Origin of the sequence: Paenibacillus hemerocallicola (assembly GCF_006265175.1) — a bacterium.
GTDB lineage: Bacteria > Bacillota > Bacilli > Paenibacillales > NBRC-103111 > Paenibacillus_AB > Paenibacillus_AB hemerocallicola.
Genome location: NZ_VDCQ01000023.1, coordinates 1 through 21127 on the forward strand (window position 1 = coordinate 1; position 21127 = coordinate 21127).

Annotated in this window: 15 protein-coding genes; 7 read left to right on the top strand and 8 right to left on the bottom strand. The window is 56.9% G+C overall.

Annotation, left to right across the window (positions count from 1 at the left end; genetic code table 11):
• Positions 1-468 precede the first annotated feature (468 nt).
• On the bottom strand, positions 469-1455 hold the full coding sequence (locus FE784_RS17250) for a LacI family DNA-binding transcriptional regulator (RefSeq protein ID WP_139603476.1): 987 nt from the start codon (positions 1453-1455) through the stop codon (positions 469-471).
• Positions 1456-1702: 247 nt separating this feature from the next.
• Between FE784_RS17250 and FE784_RS17255 the strand changes: the two genes are divergently transcribed.
• The 3 genes from FE784_RS17255 (at position 1703) to FE784_RS17265 (ending at position 6498) form a co-directional block, all read left to right on the top strand.
• The gene (locus FE784_RS17255) at positions 1703-3634 is read left to right on the top strand and encodes an alpha/beta hydrolase (RefSeq protein ID WP_246132076.1); all 1932 of its coding nucleotides are present in this window, start codon (positions 1703-1705) and stop codon (positions 3632-3634) included.
• Between the two features lie 41 nt (positions 3635-3675).
• Entirely contained in the window at positions 3676-4923 is a 1248-nt protein-coding gene (locus FE784_RS17260; RefSeq protein WP_139603478.1) for a Gfo/Idh/MocA family protein, read from the top strand.
• Between the two features lie 810 nt (positions 4924-5733).
• Positions 5734-6498 (top strand): 3D domain-containing protein, encoded by a 765-nt coding sequence (locus FE784_RS17265; RefSeq protein WP_139603479.1) that lies wholly within the window; start codon positions 5734-5736, stop codon positions 6496-6498.
• Between the two features lie 172 nt (positions 6499-6670).
• Here FE784_RS17265 and FE784_RS17270 read toward each other — a convergent pair whose 3' ends face one another.
• The 5 genes from FE784_RS17270 to FE784_RS17290 form a co-directional block, all read right to left on the bottom strand.
• Positions 6671-8170, bottom strand: a complete 1500-nt coding sequence (locus FE784_RS17270; protein ID WP_139603480.1) for a sulfatase family protein — start codon at positions 8168-8170, stop codon at positions 6671-6673.
• 123 nt (positions 8171-8293) lie between these two features.
• Positions 8294-9817: an extracellular solute-binding protein gene (locus tag FE784_RS17275; RefSeq protein ID WP_139603481.1), complete on the bottom strand. Its 1524-nt coding sequence runs from the start codon at positions 9815-9817 to the stop codon at positions 8294-8296.
• A 33-nt stretch (positions 9818-9850) separates the two neighbouring features.
• A complete protein-coding gene (locus tag FE784_RS17280) occupies positions 9851-10714 on the bottom strand; it encodes a carbohydrate ABC transporter permease (protein WP_139603482.1) in 864 nt (287 codons plus the stop codon).
• 14 nt (positions 10715-10728) lie between these two features.
• Positions 10729-11697, bottom strand: a complete 969-nt coding sequence (locus FE784_RS17285) for an ABC transporter permease (protein WP_139603483.1) — start codon at positions 11695-11697, stop codon at positions 10729-10731.
• Positions 11698-11905: 208 nt separating this feature from the next.
• Complete coding sequence (locus FE784_RS17290; RefSeq protein ID WP_176706299.1) at positions 11906-14209, bottom strand: helix-turn-helix domain-containing protein; 2304 nt, start codon at positions 14207-14209, stop codon at positions 11906-11908.
• 261 nt (positions 14210-14470) lie between these two features.
• Here FE784_RS17290 and FE784_RS17295 point away from each other — a divergent pair, with 261 nt between their 5' ends.
• Entirely contained in the window at positions 14471-15925 is a 1455-nt protein-coding gene (locus tag FE784_RS17295; RefSeq protein WP_139603485.1) for an esterase-like activity of phytase family protein, read from the top strand.
• A gap of 64 nt (positions 15926-15989) precedes the next feature.
• On the opposite strand, the gene FE784_RS17300 is transcribed toward FE784_RS17295, so the two are convergent.
• Both FE784_RS17300 and fba read right to left on the bottom strand, forming a co-directional pair.
• On the bottom strand, positions 15990-16211 hold the full coding sequence (locus FE784_RS17300; RefSeq protein WP_139603486.1) for a hypothetical protein: 222 nt from the start codon (positions 16209-16211) through the stop codon (positions 15990-15992).
• Positions 16212-16684: 473 nt separating this feature from the next.
• The gene (gene fba, locus FE784_RS17305) at positions 16685-17539 is read right to left on the bottom strand and encodes a class II fructose-1,6-bisphosphate aldolase (protein ID WP_139603487.1); all 855 of its coding nucleotides are present in this window, start codon (positions 17537-17539) and stop codon (positions 16685-16687) included.
• A gap of 299 nt (positions 17540-17838) precedes the next feature.
• Here fba and FE784_RS17310 point away from each other — a divergent pair, with 299 nt between their 5' ends.
• The 3 genes from FE784_RS17310 to FE784_RS17320 are packed head-to-tail and all read left to right on the top strand — an operon-like array spanning position 17839 to position 21126.
• The gene (locus tag FE784_RS17310; protein ID WP_139603488.1) at positions 17839-18627 is read left to right on the top strand and encodes a DeoR/GlpR family DNA-binding transcription regulator; all 789 of its coding nucleotides are present in this window, start codon (positions 17839-17841) and stop codon (positions 18625-18627) included.
• Between the two features lie 4 nt (positions 18628-18631).
• Complete coding sequence (locus FE784_RS17315; RefSeq protein WP_176706300.1) at positions 18632-19825, top strand: diphosphate--fructose-6-phosphate 1-phosphotransferase; 1194 nt, start codon at positions 18632-18634, stop codon at positions 19823-19825.
• A complete protein-coding gene (locus tag FE784_RS17320; RefSeq protein WP_139603490.1) occupies positions 19822-21126 on the top strand; it encodes an ABC transporter substrate-binding protein in 1305 nt (434 codons plus the stop codon). Before FE784_RS17315 ends, FE784_RS17320 begins: the two co-directional genes overlap by 4 nt.
• The last annotated feature ends 1 nt before the right edge of the window (position 21127 follow it).

Here is a 21127-nt window from a genome sequence, read left to right on the forward strand (position 1 = left end):
TCGTTTCTCTTAAAGGGTGTCCACTTTTTATTCTACATGCAACCACTCCTCTATTCCGCTGTTTATTACCGACTTTCACCGTGCGAGATCGAAATAACGGAAGTCTGTGCCGTTATTTTCAGGAGTGTAACGAAATTCGAGTCAATAACGGAATCCAGTGACGCTATGTACAGGCAACTTCTTGTCACGCCTGCCAAAACGCTTCCAGCTTGTATGCCGATTATACGGTCGTAGTTTTATAAAGAGCATTTTAGTAAAAATATTATTTTTACTAAAATATTTTTTTGTTGAGGGAAACTAAAATATCGCATATAATCAAGGGGGTTTTAGTATTGGTAGCGATTCAGAGAGCGGACCGGATGACGAAGCGAAAGGCAAACAAGCCCGACTCGGCCGCGACAGCGCCGCCTGTACGGGGCGTTTTGAAGGGGGGAGTCAGGCGCAGACGAGACGCAAGGCTCGGCTCGTTTATTTCGGCGACACCGTCGATGCCCGCGCGATCAGCTCCGATTCGGCCGTAGCGTTCCGCCACTGTTCCTCTCCGGCGGGAGCGTCGTCGAGCAGCAGGCCGATCGCTTGCTTGGCCAGCGACTCCACATTCGGGCCGACCGTCGTCAGCGGCACGTCGAGCACGAATTCCATCTCGTAGATGGCGTCGTACACGACGAGGGAGAAGTCGTCGGGGACACGATAGCCGTGCTTGCGAATGAAATGAACGAAGCGGTACAAATTGCCCTGACTGTCCACGACAAACGCAGTAGGGCGGGACGCTTCGGGCTGACGCAGCAAGTGCAGCAGCCGTTCCTCCGGAAACGGCGCGAGCCTATCCGTGAGAACGATCGACTCGGGACGGTAATGAAGCTGGAAGTCGAGAATGCCCATCGTGAAGCCGATCAGCTTCTCCGTTTCGGCACCGACGAATGCGAGCCGCGTATGCCCGAGCTCGGCCAAATGCTGCACGCCCTCGTAGATCGCGCCCTTGCGGTCGATCGTCAGACGATGGGACCGGTCCAGCAGAGCGCCTCCGAGCATGAGCATGTTGCCTTTGAATTGCTCCTTCGTCTGCAGGAACGCATAGGTCGGAGTCCATGTCGGCAAACACCAGGAGGCGATATGATCGACTTGATGCCGATGAAACAGCTGAAACGCTTTCTCCGGATTGGCGATGCTGACCAGCGTCGAATATCCGCGGGCGTTTGCCTGACGCTCCATCTCGTTGCACATATGCCCGAAAAACAGGCCGTTTCCGCGATGCCAAATGATGCCGATGCTTTTCGCTTCCGCCTGCAAGGCTTGCTTTTTGGCCGGAACGCTCCGGCTGTAGTTCAGCTCCTTGGCGATTTGCAATATGCGCTCGCGCGTCTTGTCGCCGACGCCCGGCTCGTTATTGAGCGCCCGGGATACCGTTCCCAATGTCACTTTGGCGGCTTGGGCGATATCTTTAATGGTAGCCATGAGATGTATTCCCTCAATTCGTCGTAATGGATATACCCCGGAGGATGTGCGCTGATGGTCGAACGTACTCTGTTCCGGAACGCTGCGAAAAGTAACGATATACGGTTGCGTTTTCTAAAAGTATATAAAATTTGCGGTCTTGCGGCAACTTGCGAAAGGTTTTAGTAATCCGTTCCTTGATCATTTTATTTTTATTTGTTAGAAATCGATTACTGAATGATGGATACAGGGGGACTGTCCGGTGCATATGAAATCGTATTTGCTGAAAATCGCGACGGAGATGACGGAACGGACGCTGCCCGGCTTCGCTTCGCCCGCCGATCTGGAAATATGGCGCAAGCGGAGGCAGAAGCAGTTTCTGGAGATGATGGGGCTTGACCGTTACTTGGAACGGCCGAGAACGCCATTGAACGTGAAGGTGACGGGAACGGTCCGGTGCGACGGCTTTCGGATCGACAAGCTCAGCTACGAAAGCTTGCCGGGGCTGTACGTTGCCGCCCATTTGTACATCCCGGACCGGCTGGAGCGTCCCGCTCCCGGCATCGTTTATTTGTGCGGCCATCATGAGAAGCAGAAAATCCATTACCAGGACCATCCGCGCCATTTCGCGAAGCTCGGCTTCGTCTCGCTGGCGATCGATACGATCCAGTTCGGCGAGGTGCGGGGCATGCACCACGGCACGTATTCCCACGGCCTGTTCAATTGGGTCAGCAAAGGCTATACGCCGGCGGCGACCGAGACGTGGAATGCGATGCGCGCGCTGGACCTGCTGGAAGGGCTGGGCGAGGTCGACGGCGAGCGGCTGGGCGTCACCGGCCATTCCGGGGGCGGCGCGATCAGCTGGTGGACGACATGCGCCGACGACCGGATCAAGGCGATGGCGAACTCGTCCGGCACCGGCCATCTGGCCTCGCATATCCGCGAGCGGACGCTCGATTTGCACTGCGACTGCAACTTTCCGAACAATCCGTCCGGATGGTCGCTCATCGAGATGTACGCGCTCGCGGCCCCGCGCCCGGTGCTTATCGTCGCTCCCGACCGCGACCGGGTATTCCGGATCGAGTCGATCCGTTACGCGTACGAGCGGCTTCGGGACGTGTACCGCGAGGCGGGCGCGGAAGACCGACTCCGATTGTTGGCATTCCGCGCTCCGCATATGTATACGCCGGAGTCCCGGAAAACGATTTTCAGCTGGTTCCTGACCCATCTGGCCGGCAAACCGACGGCTCCGGAGGAGGCTGCGGACATCGACGGAATCCGGCTGCCCGAAGAGCAGCTGCTCGTGTTCGGGGGCAGCCCTCCGGCGGATGATCGTTCGGTGACGGTGCAGGATTGGTTCATACCGGCGCCGGCATCCGTTGCGCCGGACACCCCCGAGCGGCTGGAGACGGAGAAGCGGCGGCTGATCGAAAGGCTGCGGCGCGATTGCTTCGCCGCATTTCCGGAGAGTCCGGAGCCGTTAGGCACTGTGTGGGAGCAGGAGCATATGGACGCGGCGGACAACTGGTTCCGGCAATTTACGTTTGCTTCGGAAGACAATTGGCGGCTGTGGGGTGAAATACGCGGACGCGGACATCATGCGGACGCACCGGGTCCCGCGGCGGTTTGTCTGCGGATGCCCGGCGACGGCAAAGGAACGGCGTCGTGGGGCAGCTTGAAGGGACTTTCTCCGGACGTGTGGTTCAGGGCGCGCATCGATCCGCGCGGCACCGGCGATACCGCTTGGGGGTCCGAGCTGAACTGGCATATCCGCAGAGCCGCGGCCGCCGCGGGCCGGACGATCGCATCGATGCGGGTATGGGACGCCCTGCGCGGCTTGGCCGCCGTTCGCGGCATGCCGGAGGTCGATCCGGACCGGATCGTGCTGGCGGGCAAAGGCGAAATGGCCGTCGTTGCGTTATACGCCGCGCTGCTGGATGGCCGGGTGGCGGCCGTCGTGCTGGAGGAGCCGCCCGAAACGTTGGATGCCCCCGGCGATCCGGAAGGCTTCGGGCCCGCGAACGAATTGATCGGCGCTTTGCGCCATGCGGATTTGCCCCAAGTGGCGGCGATGCTATGGCCGACCAAGCTGGTGTTCGTAGGATCGCGTCCGGACGGCTACGCCTGGACGGAGGACGTATACCGCAGTCTGGGAACGCTCGGGCATATTGTGGAAGCGGCCGATTTGAGCGAACTGTAAACGAAACGGAGTTTAGAAGCCGAGTAGAGGAGATCGATGAGATGAAGACATATGCGATCGTAGGTGCCGGAGTCCGCGCAACGTCGATGTTTGCGAAGCCGCTCGTACAGGAGCTGCAGGAGCACGCCAAGCTGGTCGGGATATGCGATGTGAACCGCCATCGCGCCGAGGAGATGGGACGGATCGGGGAGGGCATTCCCGTGTTTACCGATTTCGACGATATGCTGCACAGCGCGAAGCCGGACGCGGTGATCGTGACGACGCCCGACAGCATCCATCACGAGTACATCATCCGTTCGCTGGAGGCCGGTTGCGACGCCATCTCCGAGAAGCCGATGACGACCGACGCCGACAAGTGCCGGGCCATACTGGAGGCGGAGCGGAGAACGGGCAGGAAAGTAACGGTCACGTTCAACTGCCGATTCATGCCGTACGTGGTCAGAGTGAAGGAGCTGCTGAACGAAGGCGTCATCGGGACGATCCAGAGCGTTAACCTGGAGTGGCACCTCGACCGGATTCACGGGGCGGACTATTTCCGCCGCTGGCACCGCCGCATGGAGAACAGCGGAGGGCTGCTCGTGCACAAATCGACGCATCATTTCGATATGGTCAACTGGTGGTTGAACGACGAGCCGGATACCGTCTTCGCCTTCGGCTCGAACCGGTTTTACGGACCGAACCGCGAGCGGCGGGGGGAACGGTGCCTGACTTGCGGGCACGGGGCCGAGTGCGAATTCTACTATGATATCCGCAAGAGCGGCATCGCTCGCTCACTCTACTACGAGGCCGAGCATCTCGACGGCTATTATCGCGACCAGTGCGTATTCGGCGACGATATCGATATTTACGATACCGCATCCGTCAACGTGAAGTATGCGAAAGGCGCGCTGCTCACCTACTCGCTGACCGCCTACAACCCGATGGAGGGCTGGAAGGCGACGTTTATCGGCTCGAAGGGCAGGCTGGAGGCTTCCGATTGCCATCGGGGCATAGGCTCGGAGGACCCGAATCAGTACATTCACGTGTACAACGCGAACGGGGAGAAAATCACCACCGCGACGGGCAAGGCAAAGGGCGGGCACGGAGGAGGAGATCACAGGCTGCGTCGGATGATCTTCGTCGGCGACGTGAAGGACACGCTCGGCCAGCAGGCCGGCTCCCGCGAAGGCGCGATGTCGATGATGATAGGCGCGGCTGCGAACTTGTCCATCGCCCACGGGCGCGCATTTTCGATTCCCGAGCTGCTGCGTCAGCCGGCCGAAGCTTTGCCGGCGGTGGGGAACGGTTAAGCTAACGCGAACGGGTTCGGCAATATTTTGGCAAAAAAGCTTCGCACCATAACGGCAATGCCTTCGCGGCATTGCCGTTATTTTGTCTGAACAGAAGGGGGATTGCCGCAATTGCTACGGCCGGTGAATGAAATGCCGTTAATAATTAACGTTGTTGGTTAAAGTAACCATTCCCAGTTTGCCATAGTCGAGCAAGTAATGCTGAAAACAGTTACTGCTTAGGTAGTGAGAGATGAATGGTCAGGATAACGGACACCCCAGACCTTATGGGGCGAAAAAGGGTCGAATTCGTAACCGAACGGACACCATAGACCTTATGGCGTGCAACGAGGCGCTTTTCGGCCCGTTTCCGAGGGGATAACGGCTCTCCCGTCCGTTAGCCGGATCGAAGAAGGGCATTCGCCCCAATAGCGTCGCTCCTGTCCGTTAGCCCATGAGCCCGTGATCCGCCAGTTTGTCCCTCAGTCCGTCCCTCAGTTAGTCCATCAGTAGTCACCGATCCAGTAGGACGACGGCGGAAAGGAGCGATTAGCAAATCGACTCCCAACGTCGTGCTATCGGCAATTATACGGAGCTAGCGTTTGCGCTGCGTTCTACTAGTAAAGAGAGTTAGCTATTTGCCCCAAAGCGAGCCGTGACCCTGCATTAACACGATCAAGTTTACCATAAATGAGCATGGATTATTCGTCTATGACTTAGAGGGGAGATCAGGCTTTATCCGCCCGATGTTTAAAACATCCGCACGCGGGTAACTCTAGTAACATCCAAATCTATCTATCACTTTGACGAAACGAGGAGGATGTTGCTAGAATGCGAAGCTGGATGAAATGGTGCATGGCGGTCGTTGCGGGAGTAACGGTCGCAACCGGCGCGGGCTCGACGGCGTCGGCATACAACAGTCAGGATGAAGAGTGGGCGATAGCCGATAATTGGTCATACGCGGGGGGCGAGTGGAAATTCACTTTTCCCGCCCAGCGGGAAGCACAGGCGCAACAGCAGCCCCAGCAACAGCAAGAGTTGCAGTACACGCAAGCGGCATCCGAGGGTGCTGCGGCCCCTGTGGTGAGCATTTTGCATTATCAAGTAAACGCCGGAGATACGCTGTATCAAATATCCCGCGCTTTCGGCATTACGGTCAATGAGCTGCTGGCGGCGAATTCGCTGGATAACCCCAACCGGCTGAGCGTCGGGCAGCGGCTTGACATTCCCCAGCTCGAGTCCGGCTGGAGCGGCGACGGGGAACGGCCCATCGTACAACGGGTATTGAGCTCCACCTTGACCGCATACACGGCCGGCAAGGAGTCTACGGGCAAAACGCCCTCGCACCCGGCCTACGGCATTACGCGCAGCGGCAGCAAAGCGGAGGAGGGCCGGACGGTCGCGGTCGACCCGTCCATTATTCCGCTGGGCTCCACCGTATTGATCGAAGGCATCGGCATACGCAAGGCGGAGGATACCGGCTCCGCGATCCGCGGAGCGCGCATAGACGTATACATGAACGACTTGAAAGAAGCGGTGCAATTCGGAGTGAAGAAAAACGTCAAGGTGTTCGTGCTGGAGGACAGCAGCGTGTGAGCGGCCGCGGGGTGGAACTGCCGGATAGAACTGCCGGGTGGACTGGCGGCCGGCTTCAGCGAGGCATAGAGCGATAGCGGTACGAGAAGCGGCAGCGACGTCCCTGCTAAGGGGATATTGCTGCCGCCAAAAACCGTTTACCGCTTCCCTCGTTCGGTCTTCCTGCGGATACTCAACGCGCGAACGCGTTTTTCCCGCCGCTCCGAATACCCGCCAAGCCGATCTGACCCGCGCCGGTAACAGGCTCGCGCGAACCGTCGACGGCCGGATCGGCGTAGCGGACGAACCAGTCGTCGAGCTTCGCTTTCATCGCCGTCATCGTCTCCACGCTATGATGCTCGTACGCCAAATTTCGCTTCTCGCCGGGATCCGCCGCGAGATCGTACAGCTCGTGCGGTCCGTACGGATACCGGTGAATGTATTTCCAGGTCTTCGAACGCACCATCCGCACCGGACCGTATTCGTCGTAGACGACGACGTCTTCCCTCTCCTCGTGGGGCTGTCCGGCCAGGAGCGGGTAGAAGCTATGGCCGGGCAGCGAGCGATAGTGCGGCTCCCCGCAGGCATCCGCCGCACTTGTCGGGCCGCCGTCCGACCGATCGGTCGCCCCGCTCCGTCCGTCACCCCCGTCCGCTCCGCCAATCCCGTCGCTTCCGACTCTCCCGCCGATCCCGGCATACTCCAATATCGTCGGCATGAAGTCATAAGCGCTAAGGAGCGCGTCGCTGACGACGCCTTCCGGGATGCGGCCCGGGTGGCTGAATATCGCCGGCACCTTGACCGAGCTGTCGTACATGTTCTGCGGGAACGTGCCGTTTCCTTTGCCCCAGAAGCCGTGCTGTCCGCAGCTGAAGCCGTTGTCGCTCATGAAGACGACGAGCGTATGCTCCCGTGCGCCCATCCGTTCGAGCTTGTCGAGGATGCGCCCGATTTGCAGGTCCATCGCCGTGATCGCGGCGAAATATCCTTTCAGGTTCGCTTTCCAGTCGTCGCCCCACGGCGGATTCGGGATCGTCCAAGGATGCTTCGGCTCCTGCGGGCAAGATTCGAACGGGCAGTCGTCATACAGCCGGACGATTTCCTCGGGGTGGTTCCCGACCCACGGGCTGTGAGGAGCGGTGTAATGAACGCTCAAGTAGAAAGGCTTCTCGCCGTCCTGAGCATCGAGAAAACCGAGCGCTTCGTCCGTAATGACGTCGGTTACGTAACCCGGCTCGTCGTAGCAATGTCCGTTCCGGACCATCGGGGCGTTGTAGTAGGGGCTGCCGCCGGTTTGATGGGCGTACCAGAAGGCGAAGCCGGGCGCTGCCTGCCGATTGTCGCCCAGATGCCATTTCCCGCTCAAGCCGCAAACGTACCCGTTATCGGCCAGTGTCTCGGCATAAGTAGGATGGCCTTGCAAATAAGCAACGGCGCGTTCCCCTATGTTACCTTCCCGAATCCAGTCGTGAACGCCGTGCTGGGACGGGATTTTGCCGGTCATGAGCGAGGCGCGGGCCGGGGAGCAGACGGGGGAGGCGCAGAAGAAGTTGTCGAAGCGCATGCCCGTTGCCGCCAGCCGGTCCAGATTGGGAGTTTTCACCTCTTTGTTGCCCGCGCATCCCATCGCCCAGGCGCCCTGGTCGTCGGATAAAATAAAGACGATATTCGGCGTCCGCCCAAATTGTTCCATACGTTTCCCTCCATCTTATAGTCCGACTATAGTTCGAACGCCGCACGATCGGCGGCCCGGAACATGCGCAGCAGGCTCTCCGTATTGCCGGAGAGCTCTGCCGTGCCATCCTTAACCGGACGGCTATTTCTTTTCCTTATACGCTTTGTTGACTTCCTCCAAAATTTTGTTGCCGCCCTGGTCGCGCCATTTCTTCGACAGCTCGGCGATGCCGGCGTCGATATCCGTTTTGCCGGTCAAAATGTTCATGAACACCTGGTTGTACAGCTCCTTGACGACGCCGCCGAATTCGGTCTCGGCATTGGTCGTCACATTGACGAGGTTCGGCACCATATATTTCGAGGCGATCTCGACCGATTCCTTCGCCCGGTCCGCCTGCGGCTCGGTTTGCGGCAAGTAGTTGTTCGTAAGCGGCCAAGCGACGCTTCCCCAGGCGAGAGCATGAGCCCAGCCGCCCGAGGCGAAGCTGTCTTTGGCCCGTTCCGCTTCATTATATGTGATTTTGTCGCCCTGCTTCGTGTAGTGGACGCCTTCGATCCCGAGCTCGAGCAGGTCGCGTCCTTCCTTGGAGAGCATGAACTCGATGAATTTGGCCGCTTTCTCCGGATCTTTCGCGCCTTTCGTAACCGCCGTGAACAAGCCGTTCTTCGGAATCGCGACCATGCCCGCCTTGCCGTCCGGTCCGGACGGGGGAGCCATGTAACCCAGCTTTCCTTGCGGATTGACCTTCTGCAGACTCGTCTCGATCCGGTTCACGTGACGATACATGCTCGCGTCCATCGTGCCGACCTTGCCTTGATAAAACTTCTGCTCCTTCATCTGCGTATCGTTCAGCATATATTCCGGCTCGATCAGCTTCTCGTCCCACAGCTTCTTGATATAGGCCATGCCTTGCTTGAAGGAAGGATGCTCGAATTTCGGGATGACATTGTTTTTGTCGTCAAGCGCCCAGTCCCCGTACGGCATCCCGTAGGCGTAGAAGACGAATTCGAAGGCGTTCGGCCCGGGCTTGACGGACGTGAAGCCGTACGTATCGTTTTTGCCGTTCTTGTCGGGATCCTGCGTGGCGATCGCCTTCAGCGCGGCGTAGAACTCGTCCAACGTTTTCGGCGGCTTCAGGCCAAGCGTGTCGAGCCAGTCTGCCCGGTAAGGGATGAGCACGTTGGAGCGTTCCCTCTCGATGAACGGGTAGCCGTAATATTTGCCGTTGATTGCCGTCCAGGAGAGACTTTCCAGCTTCTGCTTGACGGTAGGCATCGAGGACAAGTAATCGTTGATCGGGACGATCATGCCGTCGTTGATCCATTGGGTGAGCGAGTTGGACGGATAGTTGATCGTCACGACGTCGGGCAAATCTCCGGTCGCCATCGCCACATTGATTTTATCGTAAGAGCCTTCCGGCACGATCTTCAGCGTCAAATCGATATTCAGCCGCTTGTTGATCTCGGCCACGATGCGGTCGTCCGGCTTGATGCTGCCGGAAGCGACGTCGCCGGTCGTCATGAAGACGATCTTGGCCGGGGCGCCGGTATTTGCCGCCGCACCCTCCTTGGACGAGGAATCTCCGCCGCATGCGCTTAATACGGGAACGATCATCAATGCCGCCGCAATCGTGGTCGTTTTCGTTTTGTTCCATTGTGTGTTCATAGCTGCGACCTCCTTCGGTTATATCGGATAGCGTTACTCTTTAACGGCTCCGAGCGTAACGCCCTGTACGAAATATTTTTGGAAAAACGGGTAAATGAGCAGTACCGGAATCGTCGAAACCATGACCGAAGCCATCTTCATCGACTGGCCCATCAGAAACGGATTGTCGCCCCCGCTCTGGAAGCTGGCCTCGTTCTCAACGAGCATCGCCCGGAGGAACAGCTGCAGCGGCCATTTATCTTTATCCGTAATGTACATGATCGCCGTGAAAAATTCGTTCCAGCGGGCAACCGCGTAGAACAGCGCCACCGTGGCGATAGCCGGCATCGACAGCGGCACGACGATGCGGAACAGGACGCCCAGATCGTTGCAGCCGTCGATGCGAGCCGATTCTTCCAAGCTTTCCGGAAGAGCCGTGAAGAAATTGCGCATAATGATCAGGTTGTAGGTGGTGAGCGCCGTCGGAATGATGAGCGCCCAAACCGTATTCAGCAGATGAAGCTGCTTGACGACGAGATAAGTCGGAATCAACCCGCCGTTGAACATCATCGTGAATACAATCAGGAACATAATGGTCCGCTTGCCTTTCAGGTGCGATTTGGAGAGCGCATAAGCGGCCAGTACGGTCATCAGCATGCTGAGCAGCGTGCCGACGCCGGTGACGAACAGGCTGACCCCGTAGGACGACCATAGCTCCTTCATATTGAAAATATAAGCGTAGGCTTCCCATGTAATCGTTTTCGGAAACAAATGGATATTGCTGGCCAAACTTTCCTGAAGCGGAATGATGGACACGATCAGCGAATCCCAGAACGGATACAGCGTAATGATCGACAGACAGGTTAACAATATGACGTTCGACACGTCGAACAGCCGGCTCGCAAAGCTTTGCTTCATCCAAGGTCCCTCCTCTAGTAGACGCCTTGCTCGCCCATCATCCGGGCCAACTTGTTGGCGACGACGAGCAGAACGAAGTTGATGACCGATTTGAACAAGCCGACCGCCGAGGCCAGACTGAACCGTCCTTCCGTCAGACCGATCCGGTACACGTACGTATCGATAATGTCGGAAACCGAATAGACGACGGGATGATACAAGACGAATATTTGCTCGAAGCCCGCCTCCATCAGCGAGCCGATGCGAAGCAGCAGCAGGATGACGATCGTTCCGCGGATACAAGGGATCGTAATATGCCACATCTGCCTCCAGCGGTTGGCTCCGTCTACGACAGCCGCCTCATACAGCTGGGGATTGACGCCTGCAAGCGCTGCCATATAGATGATCGTGTTCCACCCGAATTCTTTCCAGATCATCGACCAGACAAGCGTATCGCGAAAATGGTCCTCGCTGCTCAGGAAGCCGACCGGCTCGCCGCCGAACGCCTGGATCAGCTTGTTGACCACGCCTCCGTCCGTCGACAGCAGGTTGATCAGAAGTCCTCCGAGAATGACCCAGGAGATGAAGTGGGGCAAGTAAATGATCGTCTGTACCGTCCGCTTGAACGTCTTCAGGCGAATTTCGTTCAGCAGCAGGGCGACGGCGATCGGCAGCGGAAAGCCGAACGTAAGACGGTACAAGCTGATGATGATCGTATTCCAGAATACTTCCCAGAACTTGTCCAGCGAGAACAAGTATTGAAAATGCTGAAACCCGACCCAGGGACTACCCAATATCCCCTTCGTAAAGCTGAACTGCTTGAAAGCGATGACCGCCCCGTACATCGGGTAATAATGGAATACCCCGTAATACAGCAGCGCCGGTACGAGCATCAAATACAAGTAGCGGTTCGCCCACAAATGTCTCCCGAGAGCGCCCGATGGCCTTAGCGGCTTGGGAGTATTTCGTGGATGCGGCCGGCTGCCGGGAACGACACGGTTCATGGCTCGACCTCCTTTATATGGATACGTTTTCAAGACCGCGACCGCCTGCGCATCGTCATGTCATGCCGTGTAATGGCGGCGGACCGTCTTTCTGGTTATCAGCATATAAGGAGTCGGCTGCGGCGAAAAGAATCGCTTTCCGTACATTGGTGTCAAATCCTCATTCGCCGCGGTATCCATTTCTCACATTGGAATCAAATGCCCGGTTTCACCCGTTTTCCAGTCGTTCCATAACCCCGTTTTTCCGGTAATCGGTCGGCGTCATGCCGAAATGCTTCTTGAAGGCGCGGATCAAATTGAGCTTCGTGCCGAAGCCGCTCGACTCGGCGATGTCCGTTACCGTCTTGTCCGTTTCGTTCAGCAGTGCGCAGGCGTCCTGAAGCCGCACCTCCGTCAAATATTCCACGAACGTTTTCCCGGTCGTTTCCTTGAACAGCTTGCTGAAATAGTTGGCGTTCATGAAAACCGTTTCCGATACGGATTGCAGACTCAACTGATCCTTGCTGTGCTGGCGTATATAGGCCGTTACTTTATCCATGAAATCGGCGTTCTTATGATCCCTCTTATGCTGGATAAACCGGTACGCCCGGCCGATCATATCGTCGAACCAGGCGCTGATGCCGGATAAGGAAGACTGCTTGCCGTAGTCGTAGTACATGGCGGGATCGGTGCCGAATACGTCCTCCGCGTTCCCGTTCAGCTCGAAAATAACGGTCACTATCCCGTTGACGATATGGGTCAAAATCATGTTTTTGTAATGGTAGCCGAGCGAATCGTCTCCGCCCAGCCGCTCGAATATTTCGGTCTTGATCGCGAGCGACTTGTCCAGGCTGCCGCTCTTCAGCTCGACGATCAGCTTGTCCGCCTGGCTGCGATAGGCGATGAACGTGTTGCGGTTCGCCTGGTTCGCCAGCAAATCCTGAAACGCCACAATGCTGCCGGCCCCCGACATCCGTTCCAGCAGAAGCGCGTCGATCGCTTCGTGATACGAAAGCGAGACGTCCGATACTTTGTCGTAATAACCTCCGATGCCGATCGTCGTTTTTAGCCCAGTCTGCTCCGCGATGCCGCTCTGAATGCTCATGGCGATCGTTTTGGCCGCCAGTGCGGCGGATTCCTTGCTTGCACCTTCGGCGAAGTTCAGCACGACTACGTCGTATTTCTGCACCTGGCTTACGACGACCCCGCCGCCGTGTTCTTCGACGATTTGCTCGCAAATGCTGCGGATCCGGTAATGCAGCAGGCTGCGGTAGGAGTCGTCGGAATGGTCGGCGTCCCCGGAAGCGGACGTCTGCACGACCAGAACGGCAATCCGTTCCGGCTGCAGCGGAATGCGGTAATAGTCGAGCTCGCGAACCGTTTCTTCCTGCGTAGCGGGCTTCCCGAGCAGCAGATGGAGGAGGAAATGCTCCCGCATGACGATTTCCGTTTCCTTGAGCTTTTCCTGAAACTCGTCGTTCATCGTCCACAGCCTGTCGAACGAGCCGCGGATGAAGCTGAATTCGTCCTTGTAGCCCGCAGCCGGCTCCGCCCGTTGGGCGATGGCCTGCACCATCCGCTTGATCGGACGGGAATACCGGCCGGAGACGATAACCATCAAGGCGATGCCGATCGCGAAGCATAGTCCGGATACGGTCAGCGTGACGCCGAGGACGGCGCGGGATTGCTTGAACACTTCTCGCGATGGATTGAACGTGACGTACTGCCAGCCGTTAAAATCCGATGTCAGATAAGACACGAACGTGTCCGTGCCGTTTACGTCATGGGTAAAATAGCCTTCCTGGCCGTTCTTCATGGCATCGGCATCCGCCGCCTCGAACCGGGTAAACAGCAGCTCCTTGTCCTTGTAAGACAACACGCTGCCCGAAGCGTTCAGGATGGCGACGTTGCCGAGCTTCCTGTTGTTCGTGTTGACGACGGCGTTATAGAGCAGATCCTCCTTCAAATTGATGACGAGCACGCCGGACTTGTTCAACGCATGCAGCGGAACGCTCATCATGTAGCTGAGCACGTTTTCTTTCGTGCCTTCGGCGTACGAGATCGGGTTCGTGTCGTACCAGGAGGAGGCTTTCGATTCCTTCATGAAGGGGACGATGGCGTCCTTGTGCCAAAAGCCGGCGAGGTCGGCGATGCCGGAGTTGGAGATGACCTTGCCGTTGCGGCCGCTATATAAATAAATGGAGTGGATATAGGCGGAAGAGGCGACCTTGTCGCGAAACGAATCGTTGATGCTTTCCAGGAAACGATACTCCGCATTCATATCCCAATCGAGCCCGATGGCCCGCTGTATATCTTTGTTCAAGGCGAGGGAAGAGGCCAGCCGTTGGACCTCGACCAACGTGTTCTCCACGAGCTTCCTCGTCTGCCCGAGCACCTCGATGTTGGAGCGGGACACCTCCCGCTTCAGCATACGGTCCATGTAACCGTATACAACAGTGCCCGAGACGATTGTTATCAAAATCATGGCCAGCGTCAGCTGCATCAGCAGCCGGACGAAAACGGTGCGTTTCATGTTGCGTTCCCCCTGTAGACCGTCGGTTCTCTTTTTCTTTTGTCTTCCTATTGTAGCATGACGGCGGGCCGATGTCCGGGACGGGCATACAAGATTCATTTTCCAGTACCGCGCCGAGATCGTACGGACTCCGGATTTCCCGGTGTGCCGGCTTTACAAAATCTTTTCAATCCAATGATTCCGCGTTAACAATCGGTTGCTATCCTGTTGGAAGGTTGGAGAAAGCATGAGGACAAACCTAATGAGGGGGAAGCGCATTTGATGAACAAAACATGGCTCGCTGCCGCTGCGACAGCACTCGCGCTGACGACGGGGACGGTAATCGCTTCCGCTGCTGAGGTGGCGGGAACTACCGCGGAGACAATCAAGTATTCGAGCAACGGAGAAGCGGTCTCGCCTTCCGCTAACGCGGTCAACATCGGCGGTTCCCTGTACTTGCCGATCCGCGCATTCGGCGAAGCAACCGGCAAATACGTGGATTGGGACGAATTCCGCAGCAGCGTCTCTTTGACGGACAAGCCCGAGCTTGTCGGCAAATATAAGCTCGTCGCGCCGGATTTGGCGCAAGGAATCAAGATGGGCGTCGGTTCCTCGCTGACGCATTTGCCGGGCGATCCCGACAATGTGTTCTATACGACCGCCGACCGCGGTCCCAACGGGGAAATCGAAGTGAATGGAGCAACCGTCCGCACGTTCCCGCTCGCCGAATACACGCCGACGATTTATAAAATCGAAATAGCCGACGGGCAGATCAAGATTTTGGAGCAATTCCCGCTGAAGGTAAACGGAACGAATCCCGTAACGGGCAAAGCCGGCATTACCGGTCTGCCGAATATCAAGGGCCGGGACGAGACGCCTTATGATCCCAAGGGGGAAAAGGAGCTTGCCTACGATCCTTACGGTCTCGACGTGGAAGGACTCGCGTATAATCCGAAGGACGATACGTTCTGGATCTCCGACGAGTACGGTCCGTCGATTGCGCATGTGAAGCGCGACGGCACGCTGATCGAGCGAATCGTACCGAAGGGCTGGACCGCGCAAGCCGCTACCCCGTTGGTAACGGCGCATGAAGCGCTGCCGGCCGCGTACAACAAGCTGCGTCAAAACCGCGGAGCCGAGGCGGTAGGCATCACGCCGGACGGCGGCTACATGTTCATGGCGATGCAAAGCCCGCTGCGCAATCCGAACAAAGATACCGACAACTCCCGCCAGCTGCGCATTATCAAGTTCGATTTGGCGACGCTGAAGCCGGTAGCCGAGTTCGCTTATGTCGCCGAAGACGCGAATCAATTCAAAGGGCTGAAGCAGGGCGATATCGTCATATCCGATCTCGTCGCCGTGAACGAGAACGTGCTGCTCATCGACGAACGCGACAAAAACGCGGGAGACAGCGCCCAATTGAAGCGCATCTTCGCCATCGACTTGTCGAATGCGACGAACATTCTCGGCAAGTACGACGATAATCAGTCGGCCGGGAAGACGTTGGAGCAAATGAGCGTCGGAGAGTTGAAGGCAAACGGGATTACGCCTCCTTCCAAACGGACCGTGGTGGATCTGGTCGCTTTCCGGTTCCCGTACGAGAAAGTGGAAGGGCTGTCGCTCGTAGGCGGCGATACGATCGTCATCGTCAACGACAACGATTTTGGCGTGGGCAGCGATTTGCCCGAGAACGGCACGGAGCTGTGGACGTTCAAGCTGCCTTATACGATCAAGTAACGTTTAATCGGCACGCGATTCGAAGCGCTGCCGCATAAGCGGGGAGATGAACCTTGCTGACGAATTACCCCGCATACCCGCGGAAAAACTCGTTATAATACGTAAACTTCACGCCCGGAACGCGGAAGCCCATCGCGAATCCGGATTCGATTAACGTGACGGAATGTAAATGGCGCGAATGAACCCGGCTGCGGACGAGCCGTTCCACGAATGAGCGGTTGCCGCGGCGAATGGCGGCCGCGAGTGCCGATGCAAACGGCCTGTTGTCCCGGATGGTGCGATACAACGGCAGGATCGCCGCTGCGATCGCCCGGTGCGCTTTCGTGCTGAACCGGAATTGCGTCGTGCCCGGCCGCAGGGACGTACCGTTCGTATATTGGTACAGCGGTGCGGGGAACGAAACGTCAAGAAAATAACCGATTCCGTTCGTCGAAAGGTTCGGACTGCGCAGCCGGGCCGTGCACTCATGATCCCCTTCTATCGGAAAATCGCCCGCGACGAACGCTATGCGCGGATATGGTCCGCAGCGGTAAGAAAAGCCGATTTGGACAAAATGCTCCGGCTGTTCCGGCAGGCCATAGGGTCGCTCTCCTTGTCGCGTGTTTCTTCAGCATATGCCGGGAATAGGAGAGGAAGCAGGCTAACGCCCAATGACAAATTTAGGCCAACGATCTTTTTTGCACGGCGAGAGAAAAAGCCCCCAATACCGCAATATATAGGCGGAATGGGGGCTTTTCTTTTGTTGATCGCGCAATCGAATCAGGCTTTGCCGTTGCTGCCGAAAAGCCGAATCTTTTGTTGGACGACCTGTCGGATCGCCTCCCGCGCCGGTCCCAAATATTTGCGCGGATCCAGCTCCGTGCCGTTGGCATCGAGGAATTGCCGCACGCTGCCCGTAAAGGCGGCCATGTTCTCGGTATTGACGTTGATTTTGCCGATCCCCGACGCGATCGCATCCCGAATGGTAGCATCGGGAACGCCGGATCCCCCGTGCAGCACGACCGGCGCTTCTATGGCCCCGGCCACTTCGCGAATGACGTCGCAGCGCACATGCGGCTCCTGCCGGTACAGGCCGTGCGCGGTTCCGACAGCGATAGCCATCGCATCCACGCGAGTTTGCTCCCAGAATGAGATCGCATCCGCCGCTTTGGTGATCGCCGCATCCTCGTCGCGGACATGGCGTTCGTCTTCGGTGCCGCCGATTTGGCCAAGCTCGCCTTCCACAGATACTCCTACTGCGTGAGCGGCCGCTACGATTTGCTGTGTAAGCCGGATATTTTCTTCAATGGGGAAGTGGGAGCCGTCGAACATGACCGAGCTGAAGCCGGCGCGAATGCACTTCATGCATATGTCGAAGCTGCCCCCATGGTCCAGATGCAGGGCGATCGGAATGCGGGATTGCTTGGCCAGCGTCTGCGCGATGGCGACTACCGTGTCAAGCCCCATATATTGAATCGCCATCTCCCCGGCGCCGAAAATTAGAGGAGATTGCTCTTCCTCCGCGGATTGGGCGATCGCCTGGGCAAATTCCAAGTTGATCAGGTTGAATTGTCCGACCGCGTAACGCCCCTTCTTTGCCTCTGCGAGCATTTCATTCATGGAAACCAAACTCATGCCGAATCCTCCTGTGTCTGAAATAATGAGCGGTTGAATTATCAAATGATATCTTTTGTTAGCAAAAAGATCGTGTAAATTATCATAAATTATCAAATATTATCGCCGATGTGTTCATATTATTTCATCCTCCAACAAAAGGCAACTGTTATTTTTTAAATCCGTTTTGGAGAAAATAGTTTACAAAACACGTAAATGTTTATATAATCGAATCGAAAGTTGAATTATCAAAAGTTATCAAAAATTATCATGATTATCGACTATCGTCCCGATTTGTTTTGAAACGAGGTGTTCCTTTCATGCTGCCTGAACAACGGCATCAAGGCATACTCGGCCTGCTGAAAGAAAAAAATCAGGTCAGTATCGCCGATCTCGCCTCCGAGCTGCAAGTTTCGCAAATTACGGTCCGCCGCGATTTGGAGCAGCTGGAGAGCAGCAATCAAATTATTCGCATTCGCGGGGGCGCCAAGCTGCTGGACAGCGAGCATGTCGAGAAAGATACGAACTTCTTGAACCGCCGCTTCCACAATCAGGCGTCCGTGCAGCAGCAGGAAAAAAAGGCGATCGGGAGTCTGGCCGCCTCCATCGTCCAGGATGACGAGACGATCCTGATCGATGCCGGATCGACTGCGATGGAACTGGCCAAGCACCTCTATCAGAAAAAAGGCGTAACCGCGATTGTCACCACGGTTAATATCGCCGAGGAACTGGAGGGCCGGGAAGGCGTAACGACCATCATTACCGGGGGGTTGTTTCGTTCCAGGACGACCACGCTGGTCAACCCGATCATGGACCGGATGCTGACCGAGATTTATGCCGACAAGGTGTTTATCGGAGTGACGGCGGTATCGGTAAACCGAGGCTTTACCGGCAACGATTTTCTGGAATCGGATGTCAAGCGCCAACTGCTCAAATCGGGCAAAGAAGTGTATTGGCTCGTCGATTCCACCAAAATCAATTCGATCAGCACCATTCAGGTATCCCCTATCCTGCCGGACCACACGATCATTACGGATGACGGACTCCCGCCGGAAATTATGCGGCAGCTGGAGCAGAAATGCCGGGTACTTGTGGCCAAGAGAGGGTGAATCGATGAAAACTTACAATGTGGTAGTCGGCCAGTCGGGGGGGCCGACGCCGGTAATCAACGCGTCCTTGCGCGGCGTGGTGGAACAGGCGCTCAAGGCGGAGCAGGTGGATCGAATTTACGGTACGCCCAATGGCCTGTCCGGCATACTGCGCAATGAACTGATCGGCCTGAACGGCAAGCTGCCGCAAATCCGGCAAGCTGCAAGGCAGCCGGGCGCCGTGCTCGGCACATCCAGACACCCGCTCCATGAATCGGAATACGAGCGGATCATCGCGAATCTGGAACAGGCCGATGCCAAAGTGTTCTGCTATATCGGCGGCAACGGCTCCTCCCGCACCGTGCTGGCATTGGCGGAATACGCCAGAAGCAAAGGAAAAGATATCCGGTTTGTGCATATTCCGAAAACGATCGACAACGATTTGGATGGAACGGACCATACTCCGGGTTATGGAAGCGCCGCCAAATTTCTTTCTCATATGACGCAATGGTTCGCCGTCGATATGGTTTCGCTGCAAACCGTACCCAAAATCGAAATCATCGAAGTGATGGGCGGCAACCGGGGCTGGCTTCCGGCGGCAAGCGCGCTGTTCAAAACCCGAAGCGGCTACCCGAATCTGGTCTATTTGCCGGATAAGCCGGTCGAGGCGACGACGATCTTGAATGATGTTGAAAGCGTTTTCCAAAGAAAGGAAAGCATCATGATGATGGTGCCGGATCACCTTCGGGTGAACGGGCTGCCTACGGATCCGCTGGCGGTAGAGGACCGATTGCGGGGGAATAATACGGGAATCGGTTTTCGGTTGTCGCAGCATATTACCCGGACGCTGGGCATTCCGACGCGCACAACCGTCCCTTATGCGCTGTACCGCATCGCGCCGGGAGCGGTATCGGCCGTCGATCTCGAGGAAGCTTACCAGCTCGGCGCGAAAGCGGTCGAATACGCGGCGGCCGGGTATACGGGCGGCATGGTAAGTCTGGAACGGGTATCCGCCAAGCCCTATTTGAGCCGCATTCGTTGGGTGGCGCTCGACGGAGTGGCCGGACAAGAAAAGACGTTTCCCGCCGCCTACTGGAATGCGGACGAGCATCGGCCGACCGCGGCCTTCGCCGACTATCTCCTTCCTCTTATCGACGGCGAAACGCCGGATTGCCTATTCAGCTTGAGCGACTTGGACAGAAAGGGGTTTTCACAATGAAAGCTTGGAAACACGTAAAAACGGCGGGAATGGGACTGCTTATGACTTCGTTGGTTGCGGCCTGCTCCGCACCGGCTGCGCCTCAAGGCGGCGAGAGCGGTTCGAATCAAAACAAGGACGGCAAAACGGTCATCACCTGGCTGCAATGGTGGAAAAGCGATGTAGGCGAAGGGCCGCTCAATGAGCTGAAGCAGGCATTCGAGGCAAAAAATCCCGACATTGTGGTGGACATTCAGGATATGCCGTTCGCTCAGGTGCACGACAAGCTGGTCACCTTAAACGCATCGGGCAATGTGCCGGACGTGCTGACGATTTCCTCGCCGTGGGTGGCCGAGTTCGCCATTGCCGGCATCAGCGAGCCGCTGGACAATTATTTCAAAGCCATGCCCGAGGAGTTTCAGAAAAACGCTCAAGGTCCCCTCTGGACGCCATGGCAGGGAAAGCGTTATTCCATCGGCTTTTTTACCGGCAATGTCGCGCTGTTCTACAATAAGAAAAAGCTGGAGGAGGCGGGGGTGAAGCCGCCGACAACCTGGGATGAATTTTTGAAAGCAAGCGTTGCCTTGTCCGATCCGGGCAAAAATAAATATGCGATAACCGGCAATATCGGGGCCGAACCGCCTTCCACCGTCACTTATGAAGTGTGGCCGCTCATTTTGCAGGCGGGCGGCAAGCTGATCGAGAACAACCGGGCCGCATTCAACTCGGATGCCGGCGTTAAAGCGCTGGAATACTACAAAAGCCTGATCAAAACACGCAAAGTGGCCACTCCGGGAGAGCTGTCGGCCGGCGAGAAAGAAAAACGGGCCAACTTCAGCTCGGAAAATACGGCCTTTATGCTGGAAGGCCCATGGGGCATCAGCATCCAGAAGAAGGCGAATCCGAACTTGGAATTCGGCATCGTGCCGCTGCCGGTAGACGTCGCCGCAGGCACGATCGCCGGAGGAACGTCCGTCGGCATTGCCGCCAAGAGCAAAAACAAGGAAGCCGCCTGGAAGTTCGTTTCGTTCCTGGCCGGTCCGGAAGCGCAAGTGATGTGGGCCAAATCGACGAACAATTTCCCGCACAACAAAAAAGCGCTGCAGGATCCGTTCATTCAGGGCGATCCGATGCTGAAGGTGTTCGCCGACCAATTTGCCATCAATCCCGTCAACCCGGATTTGCAAATGCCTCAGTCCAATGAAATGAGAAAAATGTTCATCAATGAGGTGCAGAACTTTTTGACCGACAAAAAAACCGCCCGGCAGGCGCTGGATGATGCGGCCAAAGCTTGGAACGATATTTTCAGCCGGTACAACTGAG